The following is a 21,764-nucleotide window of genomic DNA, read 5'->3' on the forward strand; positions in this document are numbered from 1 at the left end:
TTCAGGCCACCTTCCGTGCGGCTGTGAGGTCTCGCCATGCCCAGCCCAGTGTTCGCCGGGCCATCACGGACAGGGCGTGCTTGCGGTAATCGGCAGTGCCTCGTACGTCGTCGATGGGACTTGCTGCCGCACTGACCAATCGGCCGAATTCCTCCGATACCCGCGGATCGAGGGCACCGTCCCACTCGAGTTCGGCCGCGAGGTAGTTCTCGGCATCGTAAGCCCGGCGCGGCGTCGGCGCAGCGGAGCCGAGTCCGGTACCCACGCGACCCTCCTGCGGAAACAGTGCGATCGAGAACGAGCAGACGGCGATGACCATCGCGTTGCGGGTGCCGATCTTGGAGAAGTACTGCGGTCCCGCTGCCGGCGCTACGTGAAAGGCGCGGATGAGTTCGTCGGGCAGGCAGGAATTGCGCTTGACGCCGAGGTAGAACTCGGTGGCGGGGATCATGCGTACTCCGCGCTCGGCCGATTCGACCTCGACGGTCGCGCCCGCCGCGAGCAGAGGCGCGTGCAGATCGCCTGCTGGCGACGCGCCGCCGAGGTTGCCGCCGACGGTCCCGCGATTGCGGATCTGCGGTGAACCGACGGTGCGGGACGCCTGGGAGATGCCGGGGAGCATGTTTCCGAGCTCGGCGATGATGCGGACGTACGGCACGCCTGCGCCGACCCGCAGCGTCCCGTCGGGAAGGCGCTCCCACTCGGTGAGTTCGGTGATCGAATTCAGATCCAGCAGTGCGCCCGGCCGGTGCAGGTCGAAGTTCATCTCGACCATGACGTCGGTGCCGCCCTGGATGGGCACCACGTCGACGTCGTCGGCCTTCGCGGCCAACGCGTCGCCCCAGGTCTGTGGTCGTAGAAATTCCATCGTGCTGCTCTCCGCTCACGTGTCTTTCGGTCGTGTTCACCCAGTACAGCCGCCGGAGGCCACGCGAACGAGAGACAGGAACGACGAAGTATGACGCCGATCACAGTGTAGGTTTTGGAGGATCATACGAAGAGGAGGTCGATGCACCGTGAGAATGCGTGATCTGGCCGATCTCCCCGACCTGAAACTGCAGCCGATCGTCACTCCCGAGCACTTCGATCCGACCATCCGATGGGTCGTGACCACCGACATGCTCGATCCGAGTCGATACCTCAGCGGCGGAGAGCTGGTGCTGACCGGTCTGATGTGGCGGACGGGCCCCGAGGACTCGAGGACGTTCGTCCGGGCGGTGTCCAAGGCCGGAATCTCGGCGCTGGCGGCATCCGACGACGGCGTGGTGCCCGACGACCTGGTCGACGCCTGCCTCGAGCACGGCCTGCCGCTCTTTCGGGTGCCTGCCGACATCGCTTTCGCCACGGTGACCGAGAGCGTGGTCCGGCAACTGTCGACGGCCCGGGCCTCGGACCTGAGCCTGGTGCTCGATCGGCATCGACGCCTGGTGGCGAGCGCGGGGCCCGGTGGGGGTCTCGGTCCGCTGCTGGAGATGGTCAGCTCCGATCTGGGGATGAACTGCTGGGTGGTCACCTCATCGGGGCGGGTACTCGCCGGATCTGACAATCCGCCGGACACCGAAGCAGTGGCGCAGGACTTCATGAGCTCGGTACGGCTGCCGCGCTATTGCCCTGAGCAGCGAGTCTCGGTGTTCGCCGTCGACGGTGAGTCCGCACCGCGGGTCGTGGATTGGTTCGTGGCCTTCGAAAGCGATTGGCAGACATGGGATGCGCCGAGGCTTTCCCTGGCCGGACAGCTGGCGTCGATCGTGGCGGTGGAACGCAGTCGCGTCGACGATCGCCTGTCCGGGTCGGGAATTCTGGCGCAGGAATTCGTGCGCACGATCGTCGGCGGTGCGACGGCCGCTGACATCCTCGCCCAGATGCACGTCATCGGGCTCGATATCGAAACACGGTACGCCGCAGTGGCTGTGGCCACGTCCGGGGAGACGTTGCGGCTCGGCGAGCTCCGCCCGCTGTTACGAGAAGTGCTGGCACCGTTGGAGATCACGCTCGGGATCGTCGACGGTGAGGCCATAGCGTTGGTGGAGGCGAGGACCGATCGAACCGATTCCGTTCGGCGAGCGGTCCACACGTTGGCACCGGGACTGGTCGGTAGCGGCACCTCGATCGGTGTCAGCGCTCCGACCGCGCCCGCCGACATCCGAAGCGCGATCGAGGAAGCGCGCTACGCCCGCAGACTCGCCGAGCGTCGTGGCTCGGACTGCAGTGTCGTCGGGCACGACGAATTGGCCACGCTGACAATACTTCTCGCCAACGTTCCCGACGACGTGCGACGCATGTTCACCTCGAGACTACTGACTCCCCTGGTCGACTACGACGACCTGCACAACAGTGATCTCGTCGAGACACTGTCGGTGTACCTCGACACCAACGGAGCCTGGACGCGATGTGCCGAACAACTGCACATGCACGTCAATTCCGTCCGATATCGCATCCAGCGCATCGAGGAACTGACCGGCCGCGATCTGTCGCGACTGGAGGACAGGATCGAGTTCTACTTGGCACTACGTCTGCGGTGACCCGTCGCGGTCTACCCTGGAGCCATGGCTCTCATTGCAACACTGGATCTGACGTTCAAGCCCGAGTCTCTCGCCGACGCGCGAGCACTGCTGCGCACGGTGCTGGCCGAAACCCGCGCGTTCGAGGGTTGCCTCGGCGTCGACGTGTGGGTCGACGAGGAGAACGAGGCCCACGTGGTGGCCTACGAGACATGGGAGTCGGCCGAGGCCGATGCGAAGTACCGCGAGTTCCGCGCCGGTCCCGGCCAGATCACCGAACTGCCGCCGATGCTCGCTGCCGCTCCGACACTGACGAAGTTCACGGTCGACTCGTCGATCTAGTTCTCGGCTGGAGGGGCCGCGCAGCTAACCGGTGATGTCCGACAGCGGTAGTGGTCGTCCGGTGAGAAAGCCCTGCACCATGTCTGCTCCGAGTTCGGCGGCCACTCGGAGTTCCGCTTCGGTTTCGACGCCTTCCATGATGACCGTCGACCCGATCTCGTGTGCAAATCCGATCACCGATGCAGCGGCGGCCCTTCGGATCGGGTCGGTGTCGATTCCGTGCACAATTGCGTAGTCGATCTTCAGGGTGTCGGGGCGCAGTTCGACCACCTGGCGAAGTCCGGCGAAGCCGGCACCTACGTCGTCGACGGAGATGGATATGCCTGCCCCGCGCAAGGATTCGATGGTTCGGGCGACCGCGCGGTAGTCGTGGACCCGCTCGTGTTCGGTGATTTCGATGTGGAACTGTCGGTTCTTCTGGAACGGCTGCAGTACGTCGGCCAGGTCGGTCGAGCGAATGGTGTCGGCAGACGCGTTGAGCGAAATGAAGATCTCGCAGGGAAGTGACGCGGACGCGGCCAGCGCGCGGTCGATGGCGGCGGCTTCGAGAAGCGGTCCGATTCCCGCATTGGTGGCGTCGCGGAACCACATCGTCGGCGAGCCGTAGCCGAAAGGAAAGCGAGACAGTGCCTCGTAACCGACAACCGTTGTGGTGACCGTGTCGCAGATGGGTTGGAACACCACGTCGGGCCCGCCTCGCGAGATCAAGGTCTCGATGCGCGTGCGGATGTCCGCTCGCGTTCCGGTGCTGGTTCCACGGGCGCTGCCGTCGTCCTCGGAGAGTCGAGACTTGTCGCGATACATCTCGATATCGGCCGATGCGATCAGTTTGCGCACGATGGTAGGGGTGATGGGTTCGCCCCCGAGTAGTTCCGAGGCAGAACCGACACTGGCGGTGAAAGGCGGCCCGGAGAAGCTTTCGTCGAGACCGATCCGGATCCTGTGGTCGGCCGATTCGATCTCGCCGGGCGAACCGATGTGCACGATGACGAACTCGTCTCCGCTCAGGCGCGAGACCACCGATGTCTGCGGTACCGCGGCGGTGAGCCGTGAGGCGATCTCGATCAGTACTGCATCGCCGGTGGGATGACCGAATCGGTCGTTGATGTCCTTGAACCGATCGATGTCGAGAACGGTGACCCCGATGGTTCGATCCGAGGGGCTGTCGGTGGAGGCGGTACCGACGTCATCGATCGCCTCGAGCAATCCGCGCCGGTTGTACAGGCCCGTGAGCGAATCGATGACGGCTCCCGATGCCCGAGAACGTAGATGCCGGATGTACGCCCGCATCATCAAGGGGGTGAGGTACAACGTGACGACGGTGACTGCGGTCGCCGCCACCAGCCACGGGTTCTTTCCCTGGCCGACCGCAAGTACGCCGAGCGCAAGTACCGTCGCCACCGAGACCGCCAGGTGAATCCACATCACTCGGAAAGAGCTTGCAATGACGGTGAAGACAGCCACGATCGTGAACATCATGCATCCGGCCAGCGGCACATAATGGTCGGTGCTGCTGAAAAGGATGCCCACGATGCCGACGTCTGCGTAGAACACGAAGGCATTGGCCACACGCGGTGACGGCCATGGTCCGAGGAACCACGCGATCGCCACCGGTATCGTCGTCAATGCCCCGATGAGGACGAATACCGCCAGGCCGTCGTAGTGGATGCCGGTGGGAACCATCAGGATCCCGGACAGACCGAACAACAGTGTCAGGGTTCCGACGAAATACCGCACCCAACGCTCGCGCGCTGTGTTCGCGAAGTACGTGTAGTCGTCGTCGACGCTCGCGCGCGTGGCGTCGAGCCCAGGCCTGTATCGCGTACGGCCCTCGGCCGTCACCGCAATCCCCGGTCTGGAAATGGGCATACCTCTCATGGGCAGATCCCCGGCCGGCTGAACGCTACCAGCGCCACGTGGAGCTGTGCCGGAATCGGGCATACACGCCGTCTGCAGTGCGTCAGACCATGTCTCGCTTGGTGAGCCACCGTAGTGTCGGCCACCCGAGAAACACCGGCAACCAGCAGGTCAGGACGCGATAGAGCAAGACCGACGGCACGGCGATGGAGGCGGGCACTCCGAAGGCGGCCAGACCACCGATGAGTGCGGCCTCCACGGCACCCACACCGCCCGGCGTCGGCGCGGCCGAGGCCAGAGTTCCGCCGATCATCGTCACCACCGTCACGGTGACGAACGTGGTGCCGCCGCCGAAGGCCTCGATGCTCGCCCACAGTGCGAGCGCGGCACCCAACGTCGTGGCCGCGCAGCCGAGGATGATGATCGAGAACCGTTTGGGGTCGCGGGCGAGTTCGCCCAGTTCGCCGAGGACTTCCTTGATCTGCGGACGAACGGCGACCCGCAGCCAGCGTCGTAGCTTGGGTACGAACATGAACGTCCCGACGACGCCGAAAGCGGCACCTGCGATGAGATACAGCACGGTGTTGCCCGGCACCATGTTCGACAGACCGGACGAGGTGCCTGCGACGACGCTGAAGAAGATCAGCAGGCTCACGTGCGTGATCACCTGGACCGATTGTTGCAGCGCCACAGCCGCCGTCGCGCGAACCGTTCCCAACCCACCCTTCTGCAGGAAGCGCACGCTCAGGGCCAGTCCGCCGACGCCGGCGGGTGTCGTCGTCGCCGCGAAGGTGTTGGCGACCTGCATCACCGTCAGATTCCAGAAGCTGACCTTGCCCAGCGCGCACGCCCACAACGCGGCTCCGGCACCGACGTACGTCAGCGCGGACACCGCCAGACCGAGCAGAGCCCACCACCAGTTCGCCGAACCGAGTTCGGTGACGAACGCGGGCACCGCACTGATGAACGGGTATGCGACGTAGACCAATCCGATCAACAGCACGAGCGAGATGATCTGGTTGCGGCTGAATCGGGTGACCTGTTCGGCCTCGATCTTGGCGGCACCGGTCTGCTCGAGAACCTCGAGCCGGACTGCCTTCATCGTCTTGTCGGCGTCGCGCACCGATTGGCGAATACGCGGCGGGATGGCGGACTTGGTCAAGCGACCCGAGGCCGCAACCACGGTCTCGAAGCCGAGTACGTCGATGGCGGTGGCGACGGCGCGCTGGGAGCCGAACAGGTCTGCGGTGGTGAGCAACAACTGCGCGACGTCGGATTGCATCTGGGAATCCGAGGCACCCAGTTCGGCATGACCGAAACCGCAGAAGAGGGCCTTGCCGTCGTTGATCCGGAGTTCGTTTCGGTGCAGGTCGCCGTGGGAGATCTGGTTCTCGTGCAGAGTGTGCAGGGCCGACCACAGAGCGCCAAGGGTGGCGTCGTCGTGCTCCGCCTCGATCGGATCACCGATGGGAAGGCTGTGCGCGTACAGGGTCCATCCTCTGTCGAGCGCGGCCACCGCCAGTGGGTGACTTCCCGCCGCACCCAACCCCTTGATGGCAAGGCCCATCAGGGCACGATGCTCGACGGCCCGGCGCATCGACGCGTGCAGCGGCGCAGTTTCGCTGCCACGCAGTGTGATCCACCGCCAGGACTGGCGTAGGGCACCGCCGCTGCGCTGATTCTGCCCGTACAACTCGACCACCACATCGGCGTCGGGAGTGTGTGCGTTCAACACCAACGGGCCGGGGCCGGCCGGGCGGACGACGGTGAAGCTGCGAACGGTGACACCGCGGCTGTGGAACAGGCGAACCGCCGCGTCGAGCGGAACCTCGAGCGCGGGAGTGCCGACGAGCAACACGATGACGGCTCCGACGAGCCAGCCGACCGCAAGTCCCAGCATCGAGCGAGCCGGAACCACGGTGGAGACGACAAGGTGCATCGGTACGAAGGCGAGCAACAGCGTCCACCATGCTCGACGCCACTTCGCGGACAGGCCGGGGCCGGAGACCGTCAGAGCCGCAGCCAGCATCGCGATCCAGCGAGAATCGTCGAGGAATTGCGCGAGGAACGTGTCGAGTCGCTCCGGAACGTCGAGGTCCCAGGTGGGAGTGGAGATCCCGGTTCCGGTGATCGACAACGCCAGCGCGGCGAGCAGTGCCGCGGCCGCGTACCCGGCGAGGAGTTTCCATTTGCGGCCCGCGATCAGTCCGATCAGCACGCCGAACGGGAGCGCGAGAATGGCGACGCCGTAGACGATGTAGACGGCATTGGATTGGTCGGGGCTGAGCACGCCGACGATGTTCGACACCGATTGCTCGAGTGCGTCCCACTGATTTCTGGTGATCAGCGAACCGGCGATCACCACACCCAGTAGCGCCGCGGCCGATACGACCCGAATGATGTCGCTGGTTCTGCGCACCAGCGGCTGAAGCAGGTTCCCCGCTACGGGAACGTCCCGCCCATCCACACGCATGGGGTCAACCTACCGTGCGGTACGCCTGCGGAGTTCGTTGCGGACGGTGGGCCATTCGGATTCGATGATCGAGAACACGACGGTATCGCGCAACGAACCGTCGGACATGCGTTGATGATTGCGCAGAATCCCGTCCTGCTTCGCACCCAGTTTCGCGATCGCCGTCCGCGACTGCAGGTTCATCCAATGGGTACGGAATTCGACGGCGATGCATCCCAGTTCCTCGAATGCATGCGTCAGCAGCAGCAGTTTGCTCGCCGGATTGGTGCCGGTTCCGTGCGCGGAGCGGGCATTCCACGTGTATCCGATTTCGACGCGACGGTTGGTGGCGTCTGCGTTGCAGAACGTCGTCGCTCCGATGATCTGCCCGGTGTCGTTGCGGCGCAGCGTGAACGGAAGCATCGTGCCTGCGTCGAGCAATCCGAGTCGACGGTCGATCTCGGCCGCCATGTCCTCGGGCTTCGGAACGCTGGTGTACCAGAGATTCCACAGCTCCCCGTCGCGGGCGGCATCGCACAGACCTTCGAGGTGATCGTGGCTCAGCGGCTCGAGGGTCACGAGATCGTCGGTGAGGGTCACCGGTTGCAGAAAGGACATTCGCCGACGATACGTCGGATCTGCCCGTCCGGGAAAGCATGACGATCAGCGCTGCGGTGACGGCCATGAGTACTAGGGCAACCACCTCGGTGAAGGCGGGATCACAGCAGGCGACCATCACGGTCTCGCTACCGTTACTGCTGGATCTGATCGCCGACGAAATTCGCTGGCTCGCGGTGCGCGATGCGCCCTACGGTGGGGATCATGCACATCGCCATGATCGGCACTACGGCTCCCAGCCACATCTATCCATCCCTGGCCGTGATTGCCGAGCTGGTCCGGCGAGGACACCGCGTCACCTATGCCGTCGGTGATTCTCTGCGACACGTGGTCGAACCCGCGGGCGTCGAGGTGGTGCCGTTCACCTCGATACTTCCCGACGGAGAGGCGTCGTGGCCGGATGATCCGGCCGCGGCGATGCAGGTCTTCCTCGACGAGGCGATCGCGTCGTATCCGGTGCTCAACGCGTTCTACGACGACGATCAGCCGGATCTGTTTCTGTACGACATCGGCGGCATGACGGCACCCGTCCTCGGGGTGCGCTACGGGGTGACGGCAGTACAGCTCTCGCCGACGTACGTGGCGTGGGATGGATACGCCGAGGATCTTTCCGATGTACTGACGCCGATGCGTGAATCCGCTGGTGGCCTGCAGTACCACGCTTCGTACACGGCGTGGTTGCGAGAGAACGACATCGACGCCGATCCCTGGGAGTGGATCACCTACCCGCAGCAATGTCTGTCGCTCATCCCGAAAGTGATGCAGCCCAACGCGGATCGGGTACCGGATTCGGTGCGGTTCGTCGGGCCGTGCCTCGATCCGGTACGCCTGCAGGACCGCAGCTGGACGGCGCCCGACGCGCCGATCCTGTACATCTCATTCGGTACGGGCTACAACGAGCGACCAGAGTTCTACCGACTGTGCATCGAGACCTTCGCGAACACCGACTGGCATCTGGTGATCTCGATCGGCCGACGCGTCGACCCGGCTGCGCTGGGTCAGCTGCCTGCCAATGTGGAACTGCACGAGCATGTTCCGCAGCTCGCGGTGCTCGATGCCGCCACGGTCTTCGTCACTCATGCCGGGATGGGTGGTTGTACCGAAGCGCTGTGGTTCGGTGTCCCGACCGTGGCCATCCCCCAGGCCGTCGATCAATTCGGCAATGCGGCGATGCTCGCCGAACTCGGCGTCGGCGTGCACCTGGAATTCGAGAAGGTCTCGGCTTCGAGCCTGGCCGACGCAGTTGCCCAAGCTCGCCAATTGGCACCGCGCGCAGCGGCGATGAGTGCCCAGGTGCGGGCACACGGTGGCGTCGAACAGGCGGCCGATGCGGTAGAGGCGTTCCGGAACTAGCTCGACGTCACGCCTGTCGAGCTGCGGCCAGGATCTCCAGCTGCGTGAACGTCTCGGCGTAGGTCTCGCGAACCCGATCCCAGGATGCCGTCATGTCCACGCTGTGCGGATCGGGAATCGGCAGCGCGTAACCGTATTGGGAGCGTGGCACAGGATTGCCGGGCAGGACGAGCACCTGTGTGAACGCCGCAGAATCGGGATTGAACGTCAGGGTGTGAGACGCGACGTTCCGGTCCCAATCCTCCGACGGCCACGACAGGAAGATCACATGCTGCGGGCCCTCGGCGACGTCGGTGTACGAGACGTAGCTGCCGTAGTGATCCTCGCCCGGCGACACGATCTTGTACGCGCCGTTGTCGGTGTAGATCAGTAGGGCCTCGGCGAACGGCTTCCGATCGAACAACGCCGTGTACCTGAGCGCGTGCACGAACACGGGTTGTCCCAGCGGGATCGAGACGGACTCTGTGTGTGCGGTCATGAGAATCGACTCCATCTACAGCGAATCCGGTGCAGCCAGCCGCGCTGAGCGCGGTCCAGTGCACCCGATTCAGTCCTCCAGAACGCTGACGCTCACGCCGTAGGGCAGGAAGCGGACGCGTCGGCGCGGGTCGGTGTTGTCCTTGTGCGCACGCAGGGCATCGAGTTCGGTGGCGTAGAGCTGGTCGATCTGAGGTGATCCGGCGTCGTCGACGCTGTAGATCGCCCAGACTCCGTCCCCCTTCTGACCTGTGGTTTCGGGTTCCGGCGGAGCTTTGGGAGCCCCGGCGTTGGAGGCGAACAGCGATCCGACCACCTCTCGTAGTCCCTCGGTTGCCTCACGGGCGAACTTGTCGAAGTCGTCGGATCCGAATCCGAACGGTCCTTGGTTGGCCATGGCTGTACCTCCTGAAGGTGAAACTCCAGTATGCGCGTTCTCGCCGAACAGCCGCCGTGTTCACCGTCGAGGTGCTGCAAGGCGGCTACTGCTGTAGCCGAGCCCCGATGGTGTTGTGCAGCGCCCGCAGCGAGTTCTGGCCGAGCGAGACCGTCTGCGACTCGACGTACCGCAGCAGGTGTGAATCGTCGAGCACCTTCTCGCTGGACTGGATCAGCACAGTGCCGGCCCCGGTGAAGTCGAACTGACGCTCCTCGCCGCTGTTCGCCCCGAGGAATCCGCGGGCCGCACCGAGGAAGTTCTGCATCCAGTCGGCGTCGAAGTGATGCGACGGCGAGGGGCAATCCGCCCATCCGACAAGGGCTTCCGGGTCGATACGGAGGGGCGGCTCGGCGAACATGACGGGGCCGTTGGACGAGGCCAGGAACTTGCCGGTGCCCAGCAGGGTCAGGAATCCCTGGACCATGGACTGTTTGAGATCCAGAGTCGGCTCGAACGCAAGGAGGTTCGCCGCCCGGATGGTGAGGTTGCCGTCATCGAGGTCGTAGCTGTTGATGTTGAAACCGCGATCGCCGAGGATCAGCTTGCCCTGACCCTGCGCGAGTACCCAGTCGTTCGAGTACAGCGGAGACGAGAACCGAGCCGCGACGATGGCGGGCATGGACGTCTGCCCGAGCGGCTCGAAGCGAACGTTGCCGTAGTACGCGATCATTGCGCCCTTCGACGTGAACCACGGCTGGCCTGCGAGTTCGACGCAGAACGCGTATTCGTTGCCGGGAACGTTGTCGTTGACCGGGAGGGTGTACGGGGTGTGTATTTCCACGACAGTGCTCCCTAGAACTTCTGCTCGGACGCCTGCACCCATACGGTGCCCATGCCGGTCATCTTCAATTGGATCGCCTCGCCGCTGCCCTTGCCGACGGCGTCGCGCCATCCGACGTTCGCGGAGATGTCGACGTTGATGTTGCCGATGTGGCAGACGTACGCCTGCGGATCGACGACCACCTGGGGGTGATCCGGTCCGATCTGCAGCGGAGTCGCGCCCCCGTGCGAGAGAACCGCGACGCTGCCCTGGCCGGTCAGTTGTGTCGTGAACAAGCCCTGCCCGGTCATCGCGCCGCGGACCGCTCCGCGTACTCCGCCCTGCGAGGTCAGAGCGACGATGGAACTCTGGAGGTAGCCGTCGTGCACCAGCAGTCGATCGGCTTCGACGGTGAGCATCGACGAACCGTCGAGATGGATCACCTCGATGTACAACCCGGCATGGCCGTAGAAGACTTCGCCCTGCCCCTCGGCGGCCATCATCGCCACGTGCTCGCCTGCCATCATCCGTCCGGCCATCCCGGCGACGCCGCCCATGCCCGGCATGGCACCCGCGCCGCCGCCCATCGAGTGCGGAACGAACCGAACGTCGCCGGTGTAGTAGAGCATCGATCCTCGACGCGCGAGCACGTTCTGATTGGGTGCCAGAACGGATTTCACTACTTTGCTGTTGACCAGTTCGAGTGGCACGTCAGCGCTCCTCGGGTTGGATGTAGACGACGCCCTGGCCGTCGAAGCGGAGGGAGAACGCCTCGCCGCTGCCGCCGCCGATGGCGGAGCGCCACGTGACGTCGGTGACGAAGCTCTGGTTCAGTTGGCCGCGATGGGCGACGAACGCGTCGGGATCGACGACGAGTGGGTACTGCGGATCGACGGCGAGGGCGATGATCGGCCCACCTTTGGACAGCAATGCCACGGTGCCGGACCCGCTGACGACGGTGGTGAACAGTCCCTGGCCGGAACTGGCACCGCGCAAGCCGGAGAATTTGATGTCGGTCTTCAGTTGCCCTGTGAGAGCCAGCAATTGGGACGACTCTACGTGCAGGTTGTCGCCCTGGACCTCGACGAGAGTGATGTCCTGAGCGTCGACGGCGAAGTAGACGGTGCCCTTGCCGGACACGTCCATCAGCGATAGCGATTCGCCCGTCACCTTCTGTTTGAGTGCGGCGCGAAAACCGCCGCCGCCACCCATACCGGCGCTCTTGAAGGCGACATCGCCCTCGTACGCCACCATCGAGCCCGACATCGCGCGCAGGGAGTCGCCGGTCAGGTCGGCGACCAAGACGCGGTGCCCGTTCATCCTCAGCTGAGCCACGGGGGAACTATGCCACCGCACGCGCCCCCGCGGCTACTGCTGGAGCAAATTTCTAGACGAGCGGCTTCAGAGCTTTGCCTGCCAGTTCGACGGCTCCCGGCTGGTGACCGTTGGTGATCAGGTTGATGATGATGCCGTCGATGCCCTGATCGAGGACCCGCTTCTGTACCTGCTCGGCGACGTCGTCGGGGGTTCCGCAGAAGTGCCGATCGGTGGCCTTCGCGGCGTCCTCCTCGGACAGGTTCGTCAGGTCGAGGCCCTGCTTGAGCACGAACTCACGCTGCAGTTCCTTGGCCTTGTCGCCGTTCTCGTCGATGATGACGAACGCGAGGAAACTCGTCTCGAGGTCCTTGGGGTCGCGGTCGACCTCCTCGCAGCGGGCCTGGACGGCAGCCATCTTGCGCGGCAATTCGTTTGCGTCGCAGATGATGTTGAGGTGATCGGCGAACTGTGCGGCCAAGCCGAACGTCTTCTTCTCGCCACCGCCGCCGAGCATGATCGGCAGGTCGTCGCGGATGCGGGGCTCGTTCATCGCGTTTTCGACCTGGTACCAGAGGCCGTCGAACGTGGGACGCTGGCCGCGGAGCATCGGTTCGATGATCTGCAGTGCCTCGTCGAGTCGCTCGAAACGGTCGGTGAACGTGCCGAACTCGAGTCCGAAGCTCTGGTGCTCGAGTTCGTACCAGCCGGCTCCGATCCCGAGGATCGCGCGACCGCCGCTGACGACGTCCAACGTGGTGACGGTCTTGGCGAGGATCGCCGGGTTGCGGTAGGTGTTGCCGGTGACCAGCGCGGAGAGCTGGATGGTGTCGGTGGCCGTCGCGAGCGCGGACAGCGCAGAGTAGGCCTCGAGCATGGGCTCGTCGGGCTTGCCGATCCCGGGAAGTTGGTAGAAGTGATCCATCACGAATGCGGTGTCGAACCCGGCCGCTTCGGCCTCGCGCGCCTGCGCGATGACCTGGGGAAAGAGCTCTGCGACCGAACCGTCGTAGCTGAAATTGGGCATCTGGTAACCGAGGCGAATAGTCACGAGATCCACGCTACTCGGATATCGGCCCGTGGCATGTGCCGGAGCGCGATAATTCGACGATGACATCCTTGGAGCTGACCAGGCAGCCGTTCTCCGGATTCGCCGTAAACGACCTGCAGGCGGCGCGCACGTTCTATGCCGAGACGCTCGGACTGACGGTCACCGAGAACGAGATGGGCATGCTCGAGCTGCACCTGGGGACCGGGACGATCGTGCTGATCTATCCTCGTCCAGGGCACGTACCCGCGCAGTACACCATCCTGAACTTTCCGGTGGCCGATATCGAGAGCGCTGTCGACGCCTTGATCGCCAAAGGAGTTGTGTTCGAGCAGTATCCGGACATACAGGGTCGTTCCGCAGGCTCCACTCCTGCCATGCGTACCGACGAGAAGGGAATCTTTCGCCATGGCGGACCGCTGATCGCCTGGTTCACCGACCCGGCGGGCAATGTGTTGTCGGTGCTGCAGGACTGACCCTCAGGCTGTCGGCATTCCCGCGGCGAGTGTGATTGTGCCGGAGCTGGTTACGCCTGCGTCATCGACCCATTCGACGACGGCGGGCTCGCCGGGACGACGTCCGAGCAGCGCCTCCGACAGGTCCGACGAGGATTCGATCTCGGTGCCGTCGAACGTCACGATCACGTCCCCCGCGGACAATCCCAGCACCTCCGCCGGGGAATCGAACGTCACCGATACGACTGCCGCCCCGATCGCCGGCTTGTTCTCGAAGACCGACACATCGCGCACCGAGACCCCGAAATACGGTGTGGGGCCCACATGCACTGTGCCGCCCGACTGCCCGGCGATCACCTGATCGAGCACCGCGACCGCCTCGGAGATGGGGACGGCATACGCCTCGGGCGCCTGTGGCGGTGAGAACTCGGTGCCGTTGCGCGCCTCGTCGGACAATCCCGCGGTGTTCACACCCACCACCCGGCCCCAGGCATCGAAGAGGGGCCCGCCCGAATCCCCCGCTCGCACATCGGCATCGACGCGAATCATTCGCTCCAACGTATTTCCCGAACCGTCCACCGAACTGCGCGTACGCACCTGCTGATCGAGGGCGGTCACCGCTCCCGGTGCCGGAACCAAGACCCCTGCACCCGAGGCATTCCCGACGGCGGTCACCGCATCACCCACCTCGGGAAGTGGGTCCGGGGCAAGCTCGACCACCGGCAGGTCGGCCGCGGTGATCAACTGCACGACAGCCACGTCACGAGATTTGTCGTAACCCAACACGGTGGCGTCGTAGATGAGTCCGTTGCCCATGTGCACTGCGCTGATGTCGGTGGCGTTCTCGACGACGTGGAAGTTGGTGAGCACGATTCCGTCGGGGGCGACGACGAAGCCCGTGCCCGCGACCCCGGAGAATCCTGCGGACGCAGACAAGGTGACGACGGTGGGATCGACGCGAGCTGTGAGCTCTTCGAGCGTCAGGGGTGGCGGTTCGACGACGGGTGCGACGGCCGGTGCCGGAGTTGCGACGAAGTCCGCGGTTCCGGGATCGAGCGACGGCGTCGCGAAGAGCCACACGCCGGCAGCGACCAGCGTCAACACCACCGCTCGTCCACCCGACCGCATAGAGACCGATTATGGTCCGGTGGCGATGGTGGTGCCAGCTAGTTGGCAATCACAGCCAGCGGTACCTCCCTGTGCGCCCGGCTACAGTCTGCTCATGCCCGCGTCGCATCGACCCCGAGTTCTGATCGGCATCTCCGGCTGGACGTATGCGCCCTGGCGAGGAGATTTCTATCCGGCGGGCTTGGCGCATCGCAAGGAACTCGGGTACGCGTCGGAACATCTGACATCGATCGAGATCAACGGCACGTTCTATGCGATGCAGAAGCCGTCGAGCTTCACCAAGTGGCACGACGAGACGCCGGACGGCTTCGTGTTCTCCATCAAGGGTGGTCGGTACGTCACCCACATCAAGCGGCTCGTCGGAGTCGAGGCGGCACTCGCGAACTTCTTCGCCACCGGGGTGCTGACGCTGGGCGACAAGCTCGGACCGTTCCTGTGGCAGTTGCCGCCGAATCTCGAATTCGACGCGCAGAAGATGTCGGATTTCTTCGCCATGTTGCCCCGAACGGTCTCTGCCGCAGTCTCGTTGGCGGGCATGAGGGACGACAAGCTGGCAGAGGATCGAGTGTTGTTGCCCGCTTCTTCGTCGCGGCCGCTTCGGCACTGTGTGGAAGCGCGGCATCAGAGTTTCGCCTCTGACGCCGCAGTGGAGTTGCTGCGAGAGAACGATATTGCGTTCGTCGTTGCCGACACCGCCGGTAAGTACCCGTACGTCGACACCCCTACAGCCGATTTCATGTACGTCCGCCTGCACGGCGACGAGGAGCTGTACGCCAGCGGCTACTCAGATGAGGCGCTCGACGGATGGGCTGCGAAGATCGCGGACTGGACGGCAACTGGCCGAGACGTCCACGTGTACTTCGACAACGACATCAAGGGCTACGCACCCTTCGACGCAATGAAACTGATCGAACAAATCGGTAGATGAGTATTCGGCTCTCTAGCGCAGATCATAGATATGCGGATAGTTCAATGTTCTCCTCCTGGCGCAGGTAGAGCTTCTGCAACCCGAGACAAACTCTTCGCGGCGGCCAGAATCGTCGCGACCTTTGCGCTGAGGGCATCGCCCTCGAATGTCTCCGCTCGGCCGCCTACGCTGATCGACGCAACGACCGCGGCGTCCCGTCCGAGTATCGGTGCGCCGACGGCCGCGACGCCGGTGAGGTAGTCCGAATTGCTCAATGCGTACCCCTTCGATCGGATCTGTTCGAGGCGTGTCAGCAACTCGTCCGGGGCCGTCGGTGTTCGATCCGTGAAGGCCGGTAGATCCTGGGTGAGCCAGCGGTCGCGAATCCGAGCAGAGAATGCCAGCATGGCCATCGGGCCTGCGGTGGCGTGATACGGGAGAACCGAACCGATGGAAATACCCGCGACCACAAGGGGATTGCTCCCTTCATGGCGATCGATGCAAACGGCTCCCTCGTCTGCGGGAACCATGAGATACGCAGTGTCGCCGAACTTTTCGGCAATCTCCGACAGGTACGGTTGTGCCGCACCGCGGATGTCGAGTTGGGTCAGTGCCGACGACCCGATCTCGAACACGGGCATGCCGATTCGATACGAGCCCTCAGCCGTCCGGTCCACCCAGCCGGCGTGGATCAGTGTGGTCATCAGTCTGTGCACTGTCGTCTTGTTCATTCGACTTGCCGTCGTCAGCTCGTTGAGCGTCCACACGGGGTGCGTCGTATCGAAATGATCGAGCAGCGTGCAGGCCTTGACCACCGCGCCCACGATGTCGCGGCCGGCGTGGTCGTCGGACTCGGTGGGCGATGCCACGTGTGCTCCTTCGATCGGACTGGGAAGTGCTGCCGCCATCCTACGAACCCCCCTTGACTTGTGATCGCCACCATTCTAGTTTCGGAATGCATTCCGCAATACGAAATGGATGGTGCTCATGACCGCGACACTCAGAGATCTGACCGAACAGGGCCTGGTGTATGCCCCGGGCGTATGGGACGGACTGACGGCGAAGCTGGCCGAACAGGCCGGGTTCTCGGCCTTGTGCGCATCCGGCTTCGCCGTGTCGGCGGCCCTCGGGCTGCCCGACGCGGAGCTCTACACGATGACCGAGAACCTCCAGGCGGTGCGCACGATCGGCGAAGCGTCCTCCCTCCCGCTCGTCGCGGACATCGACACCGGCTACGGCAACGCCGTCAACGCGGCGCGGACCGCGGGCCGATTCGCGGCCGCGGGCGTGCAGGGTGTCTTCATGGAAGACCAGCTCTCACCCAAGAAGTGCCCGATCTGCGTCGGCGAGCCGGTGGACCTCATCAGCATCGAGGAAGCGTCGGGCAAGGTTCGAGCCGTCCGGGATTCGCTGCCGGAGCACGTCCTGATGATCGCCCGCACCGATGCTCGTGGCGACGACGCGATCCGACGCGCTACCGCATACGTCGACGCCGGTGCCGACATGATCATGCCCGTCACCAAGACCTTCGAGACCGCCGACGAGTGGGCTCGCTGTCATGACGCGGTAGGCGTTCCGCTGATGGCGACTTTGACCGCGTCGACCTGGACCGAGCGTGAGTTCACCCCCGAGGTTCTCGGGCAGATCGGCGTTCGACTCGCCCTGCTGCCCACCCAGGTGCTGATGGCCGCCACCGGAGCAGCTCGTGAGGCTCTGCGCCGATTGGCCGGAGGTGAAGCGCCGGCCGACGTGAGCGCCGACGCGTTGCAGCACCACGAGTTCGTCGATCTCATCGGCTTCCCGGAAGTGGAAGCAGCACAACGCAAGTACCTTCCTGCCGACGCGAAGGTGTGATCGGTATGAGCTCCGACGCACTGACGATGGTCGAGAAGATCCTCGGCCGAACCTGTGATGCCGATGTGGTGCACGCTGGAGAGAATCACGCCGTCCGGCCCGCTCGCATGATTGCCTACGATTTCCCCGGCTACACCGACGTGATGTTCCGGCAGATGCGCGAGGACTTCGGCATCACCGAACTCGACGACCCATCTCGCTACGTCGTCTTCATCGACCACATGCTCACCAAGAAGAACGCCAAAGAGCAAGAGGTGCATCAGGTCACGCGAGACTGGTGCGAGTTCTACGGCATCGAGCTGCACGAGGGCCGAGGCATCGGCCACCAGCTCACTGCCGAACTCGGACTCGCGACGCCAGGAGACTTTCTCGTCCACTTCGACGGGCACATCAGCGGAATCGGTGCCTTCGGTGCACTGGGTTGGGGCATCCGTCGGGATCTGATCGAGGCCTGGGTGACGGGACAGCTGTACGTCGACATCCCGGCCACCACACGGTTCGACCTCGTGGGTGAGTTCGGTGCCGGCGTCGACAGTCGCGATCTCGTTCACACGATCATCGACCTGGTCGGTGCCGACGGATGTGCCCATCAGGTGATGGAGTTCGGTGGTCCCGGAGCGCGGTCGATGAAGATCGACCACCGCCAGGGTCTCTGCGGAATGGCGATGTTCACCGGTGCGGTCTCGGCGATCTTCGAACCCGACGAACTGTCTCTCGCCTACGCCCACGACGTCGCCCGGCAGGCGTTCACCCCCGTGCTCCCCGACGAGGGTGCCACTTACGCGGCGCACCACACCATCGACCTGTCGACCATCGTTCCGCAGGTGGTGCAACCCGGTTCGGCTCGCGCAGCCAACACCCACACCGCTGCCGATCTGGCCGGAATCCCGATCACGAAGGCGTTCATCGGATCCTGTGCCAGCGGCCGCATCGAGGACCTGCGCGCTGCTGCACTGGTGCTCGACGGGCGGACCGTCGCCCCCGGCGTCGAGTTGAACGTGGTACCGACCTCCCAGAAGGTGCATGATCAAGCCGAAAGCGAAGGGCTGCTGGACATCCTGCGGTCAGCTGGTGCACACATCGCGGTGTCGAGCTGCGACTTCTGCTTCGGATACCAGAAGCCCCTCGCGGCCGGCGAGAACTGTATCTCCACCGGGGTGCTCAACATCTCCGGGCGAATGGGTAGCTCCGACGCCAACATCTACATGGGTTCGCCCTTCACCGTCGCGGCCAGCGCCCTCGCCGGGACGATCGCGCAGGTGGGGTCGTGAGCGCCTACCCGCCTCCGCCCGACGTCATCAACGGTGCGGTCGCGTGGATATTCGGTGACGACTTCGATATCGACCTGGTCGTGGGCGTTGCGAACATCAAGTCCTACGACCCCGATCATTTGAGGTCGGTCTGCATGGCGGCGTACGACCCGGAATTCGTGGATCGAGTTCGACCCGGAGACATCATCGTCGGTGGGCGGAACTTCGGCTACGGACATCCGCACTATCCGCCGATGGTCGCGCTGCGCAACCTGGGCATCAGCGCCGTTGTGGCGGAATCGTTCTCGCCTGGATTCTGGCGTGGAGAGACCTTCAACGGTATGCCCCTGATCACCGTTCCCGGGATATCCGACGCGGTGGCCGTTGGCGACGATGTCAGACTCGACTGGCGTCGGGCCGAGGTGTCGAAGCAGGACGGCACCACGATCACCGGCCATCCACCGAATGCCCGAACCGTCGCCGTCATCGAAGCGGGCGGTTCGTACGAACTCCTTCTCTCCGAACACCGAAGCAAGCAACCACTCACAGAAGGATCAGCGCGATGACGAACACCGAACACTCCCGCGCAGGAGTTGCACCGCCCAAGGCGGACACCACGACCGCGCGTCGAGCTGCGCTGGCCGGAGGTGTCGGTACGCTCATCGAGTACTACGACTTCGCGGTCTACGGCTTCCTCGCCGTCATCATCGCACCGCTGTTCTTTCCATCCACCAGCCCAGGCGTGTCGATTCTCGCGACCCTGGCCGTGTTCGGCGTCGCCTATGTCGCCCGTCCGCTCGGCGGAATCTTCTTCGGTCGGCTCGGAGACCGCAAGGGTCGTCGGCACGCCCTCGTCATCACCGTGGTGTGCATGGGTGTTGCCTGCGGCATTCTCGGACTGCTGCCGACGCACTCGAGTGTCGGGGTGCTGGCCCCCGTTCTGCTGGTCATCATCAGGCTCGCCCAGGGATTCTCGGCAGGTGGTGAGATCGGCGGTGCCGCAACCTACATCGCCGAGTCGGCACCGCCGAACCGTCGAGGATTCTTCGGGTCCTTCACGCCGGTGGGATCGACTCTCGGCTTCGCCGTCGCCGCAGCCGTCGTCGGGCTCGTGGCTCTGATCACGACCGACGAACAAATGTCGTCGTGGGGATGGCGCATCCCGTTCCTGCTGGCTCTGCCCCTGGCCTTCGTATGCCTCCGTGTGCGGCTCAAGCTCGAAGACAGCCCCGAGTTCGAGGAAATGGCAGCCAAGAACGAGGTCGCCAAGAGCCCGTTGAGCGACGTGGTGAAGAAGCAACCGTGGTCGGTGCTACGCGTCGTCGGCATCGCGATCGCCATGAACGGATCCGGGTACATCGGACTGACCTACTTCAGCGTGTATCTGATCAACGACCTCGGCTTCTCGAAAGACTCGGTGTACTGGACGTCGGCTGTGGCAATTGCATTGGCCTGCGCCACATTTCCGCTGAGTGGGATGCTCACCGACAGATTCGGCCGCAAACCGGTGCTGCTGTTCGGCTATGTGGCCTACGTGATCATTGCGCTGCCGGTGTTCATGATTCTCGGTGCCACGTCGAGCATTCTCGTCGTCGGCGTCGTCTACTTCGTCTACATGGTGCTCAACGGCTTGGTGCAGGTCCCGGCTTTCCCGCTGTTCACCGAACTCTTTCCTCGGGCAGTTCGCTACACCGGAGTGTCGTTGGGCTTCAACATCGGAACGATCGCGGCAGGTGGAACGGCACCCTACGTGGCGGCACAATTGGTCGAATCGACCGGCAATGCCATGTCACCGGCGTACTGGGTCATGGGCGTGTGCGTCATCGGTGTAGCGACGGTACTGACCATCAAGGAGACGGGACACAGCAAGCTTCCTGTGTAGCCCGAGCCGCTCTGCTGTCAGCAGAGATCCGAACCGGGCGTTCGGCAGAACGGACGGACTGCTCACCGGCACACTGGATTCATGAAGCTATTGGTCCTCGGTGGCAGCGACTTCGTGGGGCGAACTGCCGTCGAACATGCTCTCGATCTGCAGTGGGACGTCACGGTACTCAATCGCGGCACAACCGCGTCGGATCCTCGTGTCACACAACTTCGGGGAGACAGACGCTCGCCCGACGGACTGAATGAGATCCGAGAAGGTAACTGGGACATAGTCTTCGACACCTGGTCGTGGGAACCGGACGTGGTGGCACAGTCGGCGGCGCTGCTCGCCGGTCGAGTCGGTAGCTACATGTATGTCTCCAGCCGTTCGGTGTACGACGCCCCGCAAGCGGGAGCTACCGAGACCTGGCCGACGGTGCAGGGACCTGGCGAGGACTATGCGCGATGCAAGCTCGGCGGCGAGCAGGCCGTAGTCGCCGGCTTCGGTACTGATGCGTTGCTGGTTCGCGCCGGTCTGATCCTGGGACCCTACGAAAATATCGGTCGACTTCCCTGGTGGCTGAACAGAATCGAGCACGCCGGGGATGTGCTTGCGCCCGGTCCGGTCGATCTGGCACTGCAGTACATCGATGCCCGTGATCTGGTCGCTTGGAGTCTGGACGCTGCCGCCCGGGGTCTCGGCGGGGCATTCGACGTGGTGAGTCGGCCGGGTCACGCCACGATCGGCGAGCTTCTGCAGTGCTGCATCGACGCCACCCGGTCCGACGCACGCTTGTGCTGGGTGGAGCCGGACGTGCTCCGCACTGCAGGTGTGCAGCCGTGGACGGAGCTCCCGATCTGGATTCCGCCGGGCGCGGATCATGATTCGCTGCATGCATCCGACGTATCGAAGGCATTCGCCGCGGGGCTTCGGACGCGACCGATTCAGGAGACCGTCGCGGACACGTGGACGTGGCTGCAATCGCTGAAAGGTCGATCGCCGATGAGGAGTGATCGACGACCAGTCGGGCTCTCGGCAGACCGTGAAGCGGCGATTCTGGCGGCCTGCGGGCTCATGTGAGTTGGCGAGGTACGCGTAGGGAACAGATGCGCGCGGAATTGTCAGACGCGTTCGGAATCGTCAAC

Annotated in this window: 22 protein-coding genes; 10 read left to right on the forward strand and 12 right to left on the reverse strand. The window is 64.3% G+C overall.

Annotation, left to right across the window (positions count from 1 at the left end; translation table 11 throughout):
* Nucleotide 1: 1 nt before the first annotated feature.
* Entirely contained in the window at nucleotides 2–868 is an 867-nt protein-coding gene (locus R3P95_RS19240) for an FAD binding domain-containing protein (protein ID WP_317549189.1), read from the reverse strand.
* Between the two features lie 154 nt (nucleotides 869–1,022).
* Between R3P95_RS19240 and R3P95_RS19245 the strand changes: the two genes are divergently transcribed.
* A complete protein-coding gene (locus R3P95_RS19245; RefSeq protein ID WP_317549250.1) occupies nucleotides 1,023–2,522 on the forward strand; it encodes a PucR family transcriptional regulator in 1,500 nt (499 codons plus the stop codon).
* Between the two features lie 24 nt (nucleotides 2,523–2,546).
* On the forward strand, nucleotides 2,547–2,843 hold the full coding sequence (locus R3P95_RS19250; RefSeq protein WP_068048495.1) for a putative quinol monooxygenase: 297 nt from the start codon (nucleotides 2,547–2,549) through the stop codon (nucleotides 2,841–2,843).
* Between the two features lie 24 nt (nucleotides 2,844–2,867).
* Here R3P95_RS19250 and R3P95_RS19255 read toward each other — a convergent pair whose 3' ends face one another.
* From R3P95_RS19255 to R3P95_RS19265, 3 genes are all read right to left on the reverse strand, one after another.
* On the reverse strand, nucleotides 2,868–4,712 hold the full coding sequence (locus R3P95_RS19255) for a bifunctional diguanylate cyclase/phosphodiesterase (protein WP_317549190.1): 1,845 nt from the start codon (nucleotides 4,710–4,712) through the stop codon (nucleotides 2,868–2,870).
* Nucleotides 4,713–4,803: 91 nt separating this feature from the next.
* Nucleotides 4,804–7,173, reverse strand: coding sequence for a lysylphosphatidylglycerol synthase transmembrane domain-containing protein (locus R3P95_RS19260; RefSeq protein ID WP_317549191.1), 2,370 nt, complete (start codon nucleotides 7,171–7,173; stop codon nucleotides 4,804–4,806).
* A 9-nt stretch (nucleotides 7,174–7,182) separates the two neighbouring features.
* Nucleotides 7,183–7,770 carry a GNAT family N-acetyltransferase gene (locus R3P95_RS19265; RefSeq protein ID WP_068048498.1) on the reverse strand — a complete coding sequence of 196 codons (588 nt, stop codon included), beginning with the start codon at nucleotides 7,768–7,770 and terminating at the stop codon, nucleotides 7,183–7,185.
* A gap of 204 nt (nucleotides 7,771–7,974) precedes the next feature.
* On the opposite strand from R3P95_RS19265, the gene R3P95_RS19270 reads away from it, so the two are divergent.
* Nucleotides 7,975–9,123, forward strand: a complete 1,149-nt coding sequence (locus R3P95_RS19270) for a macrolide family glycosyltransferase (RefSeq protein ID WP_317549192.1) — start codon at nucleotides 7,975–7,977, stop codon at nucleotides 9,121–9,123.
* Nucleotides 9,124–9,130: 7 nt separating this feature from the next.
* Here R3P95_RS19270 and R3P95_RS19275 read toward each other — a convergent pair whose 3' ends face one another.
* The 6 genes from R3P95_RS19275 to R3P95_RS19300 all read right to left on the reverse strand — a co-directional run bounded on the left by R3P95_RS19275 (nucleotide 9,131) and on the right by R3P95_RS19300 (nucleotide 13,164).
* Entirely contained in the window at nucleotides 9,131–9,601 is a 471-nt protein-coding gene (locus R3P95_RS19275) for a hypothetical protein (RefSeq protein ID WP_283347203.1), read from the reverse strand.
* Between the two features lie 69 nt (nucleotides 9,602–9,670).
* Nucleotides 9,671–9,997: a hypothetical protein gene (locus R3P95_RS19280; RefSeq protein WP_037194906.1), complete on the reverse strand. Its 327-nt coding sequence runs from the start codon at nucleotides 9,995–9,997 to the stop codon at nucleotides 9,671–9,673.
* Between the two features lie 85 nt (nucleotides 9,998–10,082).
* Nucleotides 10,083–10,862, reverse strand: coding sequence for an AIM24 family protein (locus tag R3P95_RS19285; protein ID WP_317549193.1), 780 nt, complete (start codon nucleotides 10,860–10,862; stop codon nucleotides 10,083–10,085).
* Nucleotides 10,832–11,509: an AIM24 family protein gene (locus R3P95_RS19290; protein WP_094669906.1), complete on the reverse strand. Its 678-nt coding sequence runs from the start codon at nucleotides 11,507–11,509 to the stop codon at nucleotides 10,832–10,834. Before R3P95_RS19290 ends, R3P95_RS19285 begins: the two co-directional genes overlap by 31 nt.
* A gap of 1 nt (nucleotide 11,510) precedes the next feature.
* Nucleotides 11,511–12,119 (reverse strand): AIM24 family protein, encoded by a 609-nt coding sequence (locus R3P95_RS19295; RefSeq protein WP_068048507.1) that lies wholly within the window; start codon nucleotides 12,117–12,119, stop codon nucleotides 11,511–11,513.
* A 67-nt stretch (nucleotides 12,120–12,186) separates the two neighbouring features.
* Nucleotides 12,187–13,164, reverse strand: a complete 978-nt coding sequence (locus R3P95_RS19300) for an LLM class F420-dependent oxidoreductase (RefSeq protein WP_283347205.1) — start codon at nucleotides 13,162–13,164, stop codon at nucleotides 12,187–12,189.
* A 59-nt stretch (nucleotides 13,165–13,223) separates the two neighbouring features.
* On the opposite strand from R3P95_RS19300, the gene R3P95_RS19305 reads away from it, so the two are divergent.
* Complete coding sequence (locus tag R3P95_RS19305) at nucleotides 13,224–13,637, forward strand: VOC family protein (protein ID WP_283347206.1); 414 nt, start codon at nucleotides 13,224–13,226, stop codon at nucleotides 13,635–13,637.
* 3 nt (nucleotides 13,638–13,640) lie between these two features.
* On the opposite strand, the gene R3P95_RS19310 is transcribed toward R3P95_RS19305, so the two are convergent.
* Entirely contained in the window at nucleotides 13,641–14,744 is a 1,104-nt protein-coding gene (locus tag R3P95_RS19310) for a S1C family serine protease (RefSeq protein WP_317549194.1), read from the reverse strand.
* Nucleotides 14,745–14,838: 94 nt separating this feature from the next.
* Here R3P95_RS19310 and R3P95_RS19315 point away from each other — a divergent pair, with 94 nt between their 5' ends.
* Nucleotides 14,839–15,672, forward strand: a complete 834-nt coding sequence (locus tag R3P95_RS19315) for a DUF72 domain-containing protein (RefSeq protein ID WP_317549195.1) — start codon at nucleotides 14,839–14,841, stop codon at nucleotides 15,670–15,672.
* Nucleotides 15,673–15,713: 41 nt separating this feature from the next.
* Here R3P95_RS19315 and R3P95_RS19320 read toward each other — a convergent pair whose 3' ends face one another.
* A complete protein-coding gene (locus R3P95_RS19320; RefSeq protein WP_317549196.1) occupies nucleotides 15,714–16,520 on the reverse strand; it encodes an IclR family transcriptional regulator in 807 nt (268 codons plus the stop codon).
* 109 nt (nucleotides 16,521–16,629) lie between these two features.
* On the opposite strand from R3P95_RS19320, the gene R3P95_RS19325 reads away from it, so the two are divergent.
* From R3P95_RS19325 to R3P95_RS19345, 5 genes are all read left to right on the forward strand, one after another.
* Complete coding sequence (locus R3P95_RS19325; RefSeq protein ID WP_394855440.1) at nucleotides 16,630–17,505, forward strand: isocitrate lyase/PEP mutase family protein; 876 nt, start codon at nucleotides 16,630–16,632, stop codon at nucleotides 17,503–17,505.
* A gap of 5 nt (nucleotides 17,506–17,510) precedes the next feature.
* The gene (locus R3P95_RS19330) at nucleotides 17,511–18,776 is read left to right on the forward strand and encodes a 3-isopropylmalate dehydratase large subunit (protein ID WP_394855283.1); all 1,266 of its coding nucleotides are present in this window, start codon (nucleotides 17,511–17,513) and stop codon (nucleotides 18,774–18,776) included.
* On the forward strand, nucleotides 18,773–19,321 hold the full coding sequence (locus R3P95_RS19335) for a 3-isopropylmalate dehydratase small subunit (RefSeq protein ID WP_317549197.1): 549 nt from the start codon (nucleotides 18,773–18,775) through the stop codon (nucleotides 19,319–19,321). The genes R3P95_RS19330 and R3P95_RS19335 overlap by 4 nt, the downstream gene beginning before the upstream one ends.
* The gene (locus R3P95_RS19340) at nucleotides 19,318–20,637 is read left to right on the forward strand and encodes an MFS transporter (protein ID WP_317549198.1); all 1,320 of its coding nucleotides are present in this window, start codon (nucleotides 19,318–19,320) and stop codon (nucleotides 20,635–20,637) included. The genes R3P95_RS19335 and R3P95_RS19340 overlap by 4 nt, the downstream gene beginning before the upstream one ends.
* A gap of 81 nt (nucleotides 20,638–20,718) precedes the next feature.
* On the forward strand, nucleotides 20,719–21,699 hold the full coding sequence (locus tag R3P95_RS19345; RefSeq protein ID WP_317549199.1) for an NAD-dependent epimerase/dehydratase family protein: 981 nt from the start codon (nucleotides 20,719–20,721) through the stop codon (nucleotides 21,697–21,699).
* Nucleotides 21,700–21,764 lie beyond the last annotated feature (65 nt).

It is taken from the genome of Rhodococcus cercidiphylli, assembly GCF_033042225.1.
Taxonomy (GTDB): domain Bacteria; phylum Actinomycetota; class Actinomycetes; order Mycobacteriales; family Mycobacteriaceae; genus Rhodococcoides.

Coding starts and splice junctions, on each gene's coding strand:
- R3P95_RS19265 (WP_068048498.1), bottom strand. CDS start 7,770: ATGTCCTTTCTGCAACCGGTGACCCTCACCGACGATCTCGTGACCCTC.
- R3P95_RS19325 (WP_394855440.1), top strand. CDS start 16,630: ATGGTGCTCATGACCGCGACACTCAGAGATCTGACCGAACAGGGCCTG.
- R3P95_RS19305 (WP_283347206.1), top strand. CDS start 13,224: ATGACATCCTTGGAGCTGACCAGGCAGCCGTTCTCCGGATTCGCCGTA.
- R3P95_RS19270 (WP_317549192.1), top strand. CDS start 7,975: ATGCACATCGCCATGATCGGCACTACGGCTCCCAGCCACATCTATCCA.
- R3P95_RS19275 (WP_283347203.1), bottom strand. CDS start 9,601: ATGACCGCACACACAGAGTCCGTCTCGATCCCGCTGGGACAACCCGTG.
- R3P95_RS19255 (WP_317549190.1), bottom strand. CDS start 4,712: ATGCCCATTTCCAGACCGGGGATTGCGGTGACGGCCGAGGGCCGTACG.
- R3P95_RS19340 (WP_317549198.1), top strand. CDS start 19,318: ATGACGAACACCGAACACTCCCGCGCAGGAGTTGCACCGCCCAAGGCG.
- R3P95_RS19250 (WP_068048495.1), top strand. CDS start 2,547: ATGGCTCTCATTGCAACACTGGATCTGACGTTCAAGCCCGAGTCTCTC.
- R3P95_RS19315 (WP_317549195.1), top strand. CDS start 14,839: ATGCCCGCGTCGCATCGACCCCGAGTTCTGATCGGCATCTCCGGCTGG.
- R3P95_RS19285 (WP_317549193.1), bottom strand. CDS start 10,862: ATGGGTGCAGGCGTCCGAGCAGAAGTTCTAGGGAGCACTGTCGTGGAA.
- R3P95_RS19240 (WP_317549189.1), bottom strand. CDS start 868: ATGGAATTTCTACGACCACAGACCTGGGGCGACGCGTTGGCCGCGAAG.
- R3P95_RS19295 (WP_068048507.1), bottom strand. CDS start 12,119: ATGAACGGGCACCGCGTCTTGGTCGCCGACCTGACCGGCGACTCCCTG.
- R3P95_RS19310 (WP_317549194.1), bottom strand. CDS start 14,744: ATGCGGTCGGGTGGACGAGCGGTGGTGTTGACGCTGGTCGCTGCCGGC.
- R3P95_RS19345 (WP_317549199.1), top strand. CDS start 20,719: ATGAAGCTATTGGTCCTCGGTGGCAGCGACTTCGTGGGGCGAACTGCC.
- R3P95_RS19280 (WP_037194906.1), bottom strand. CDS start 9,997: ATGGCCAACCAAGGACCGTTCGGATTCGGATCCGACGACTTCGACAAG.
- R3P95_RS19260 (WP_317549191.1), bottom strand. CDS start 7,173: ATGCGTGTGGATGGGCGGGACGTTCCCGTAGCGGGGAACCTGCTTCAG.
- R3P95_RS19330 (WP_394855283.1), top strand. CDS start 17,511: ATGAGCTCCGACGCACTGACGATGGTCGAGAAGATCCTCGGCCGAACC.
- R3P95_RS19245 (WP_317549250.1), top strand. CDS start 1,023: ATGCGTGATCTGGCCGATCTCCCCGACCTGAAACTGCAGCCGATCGTC.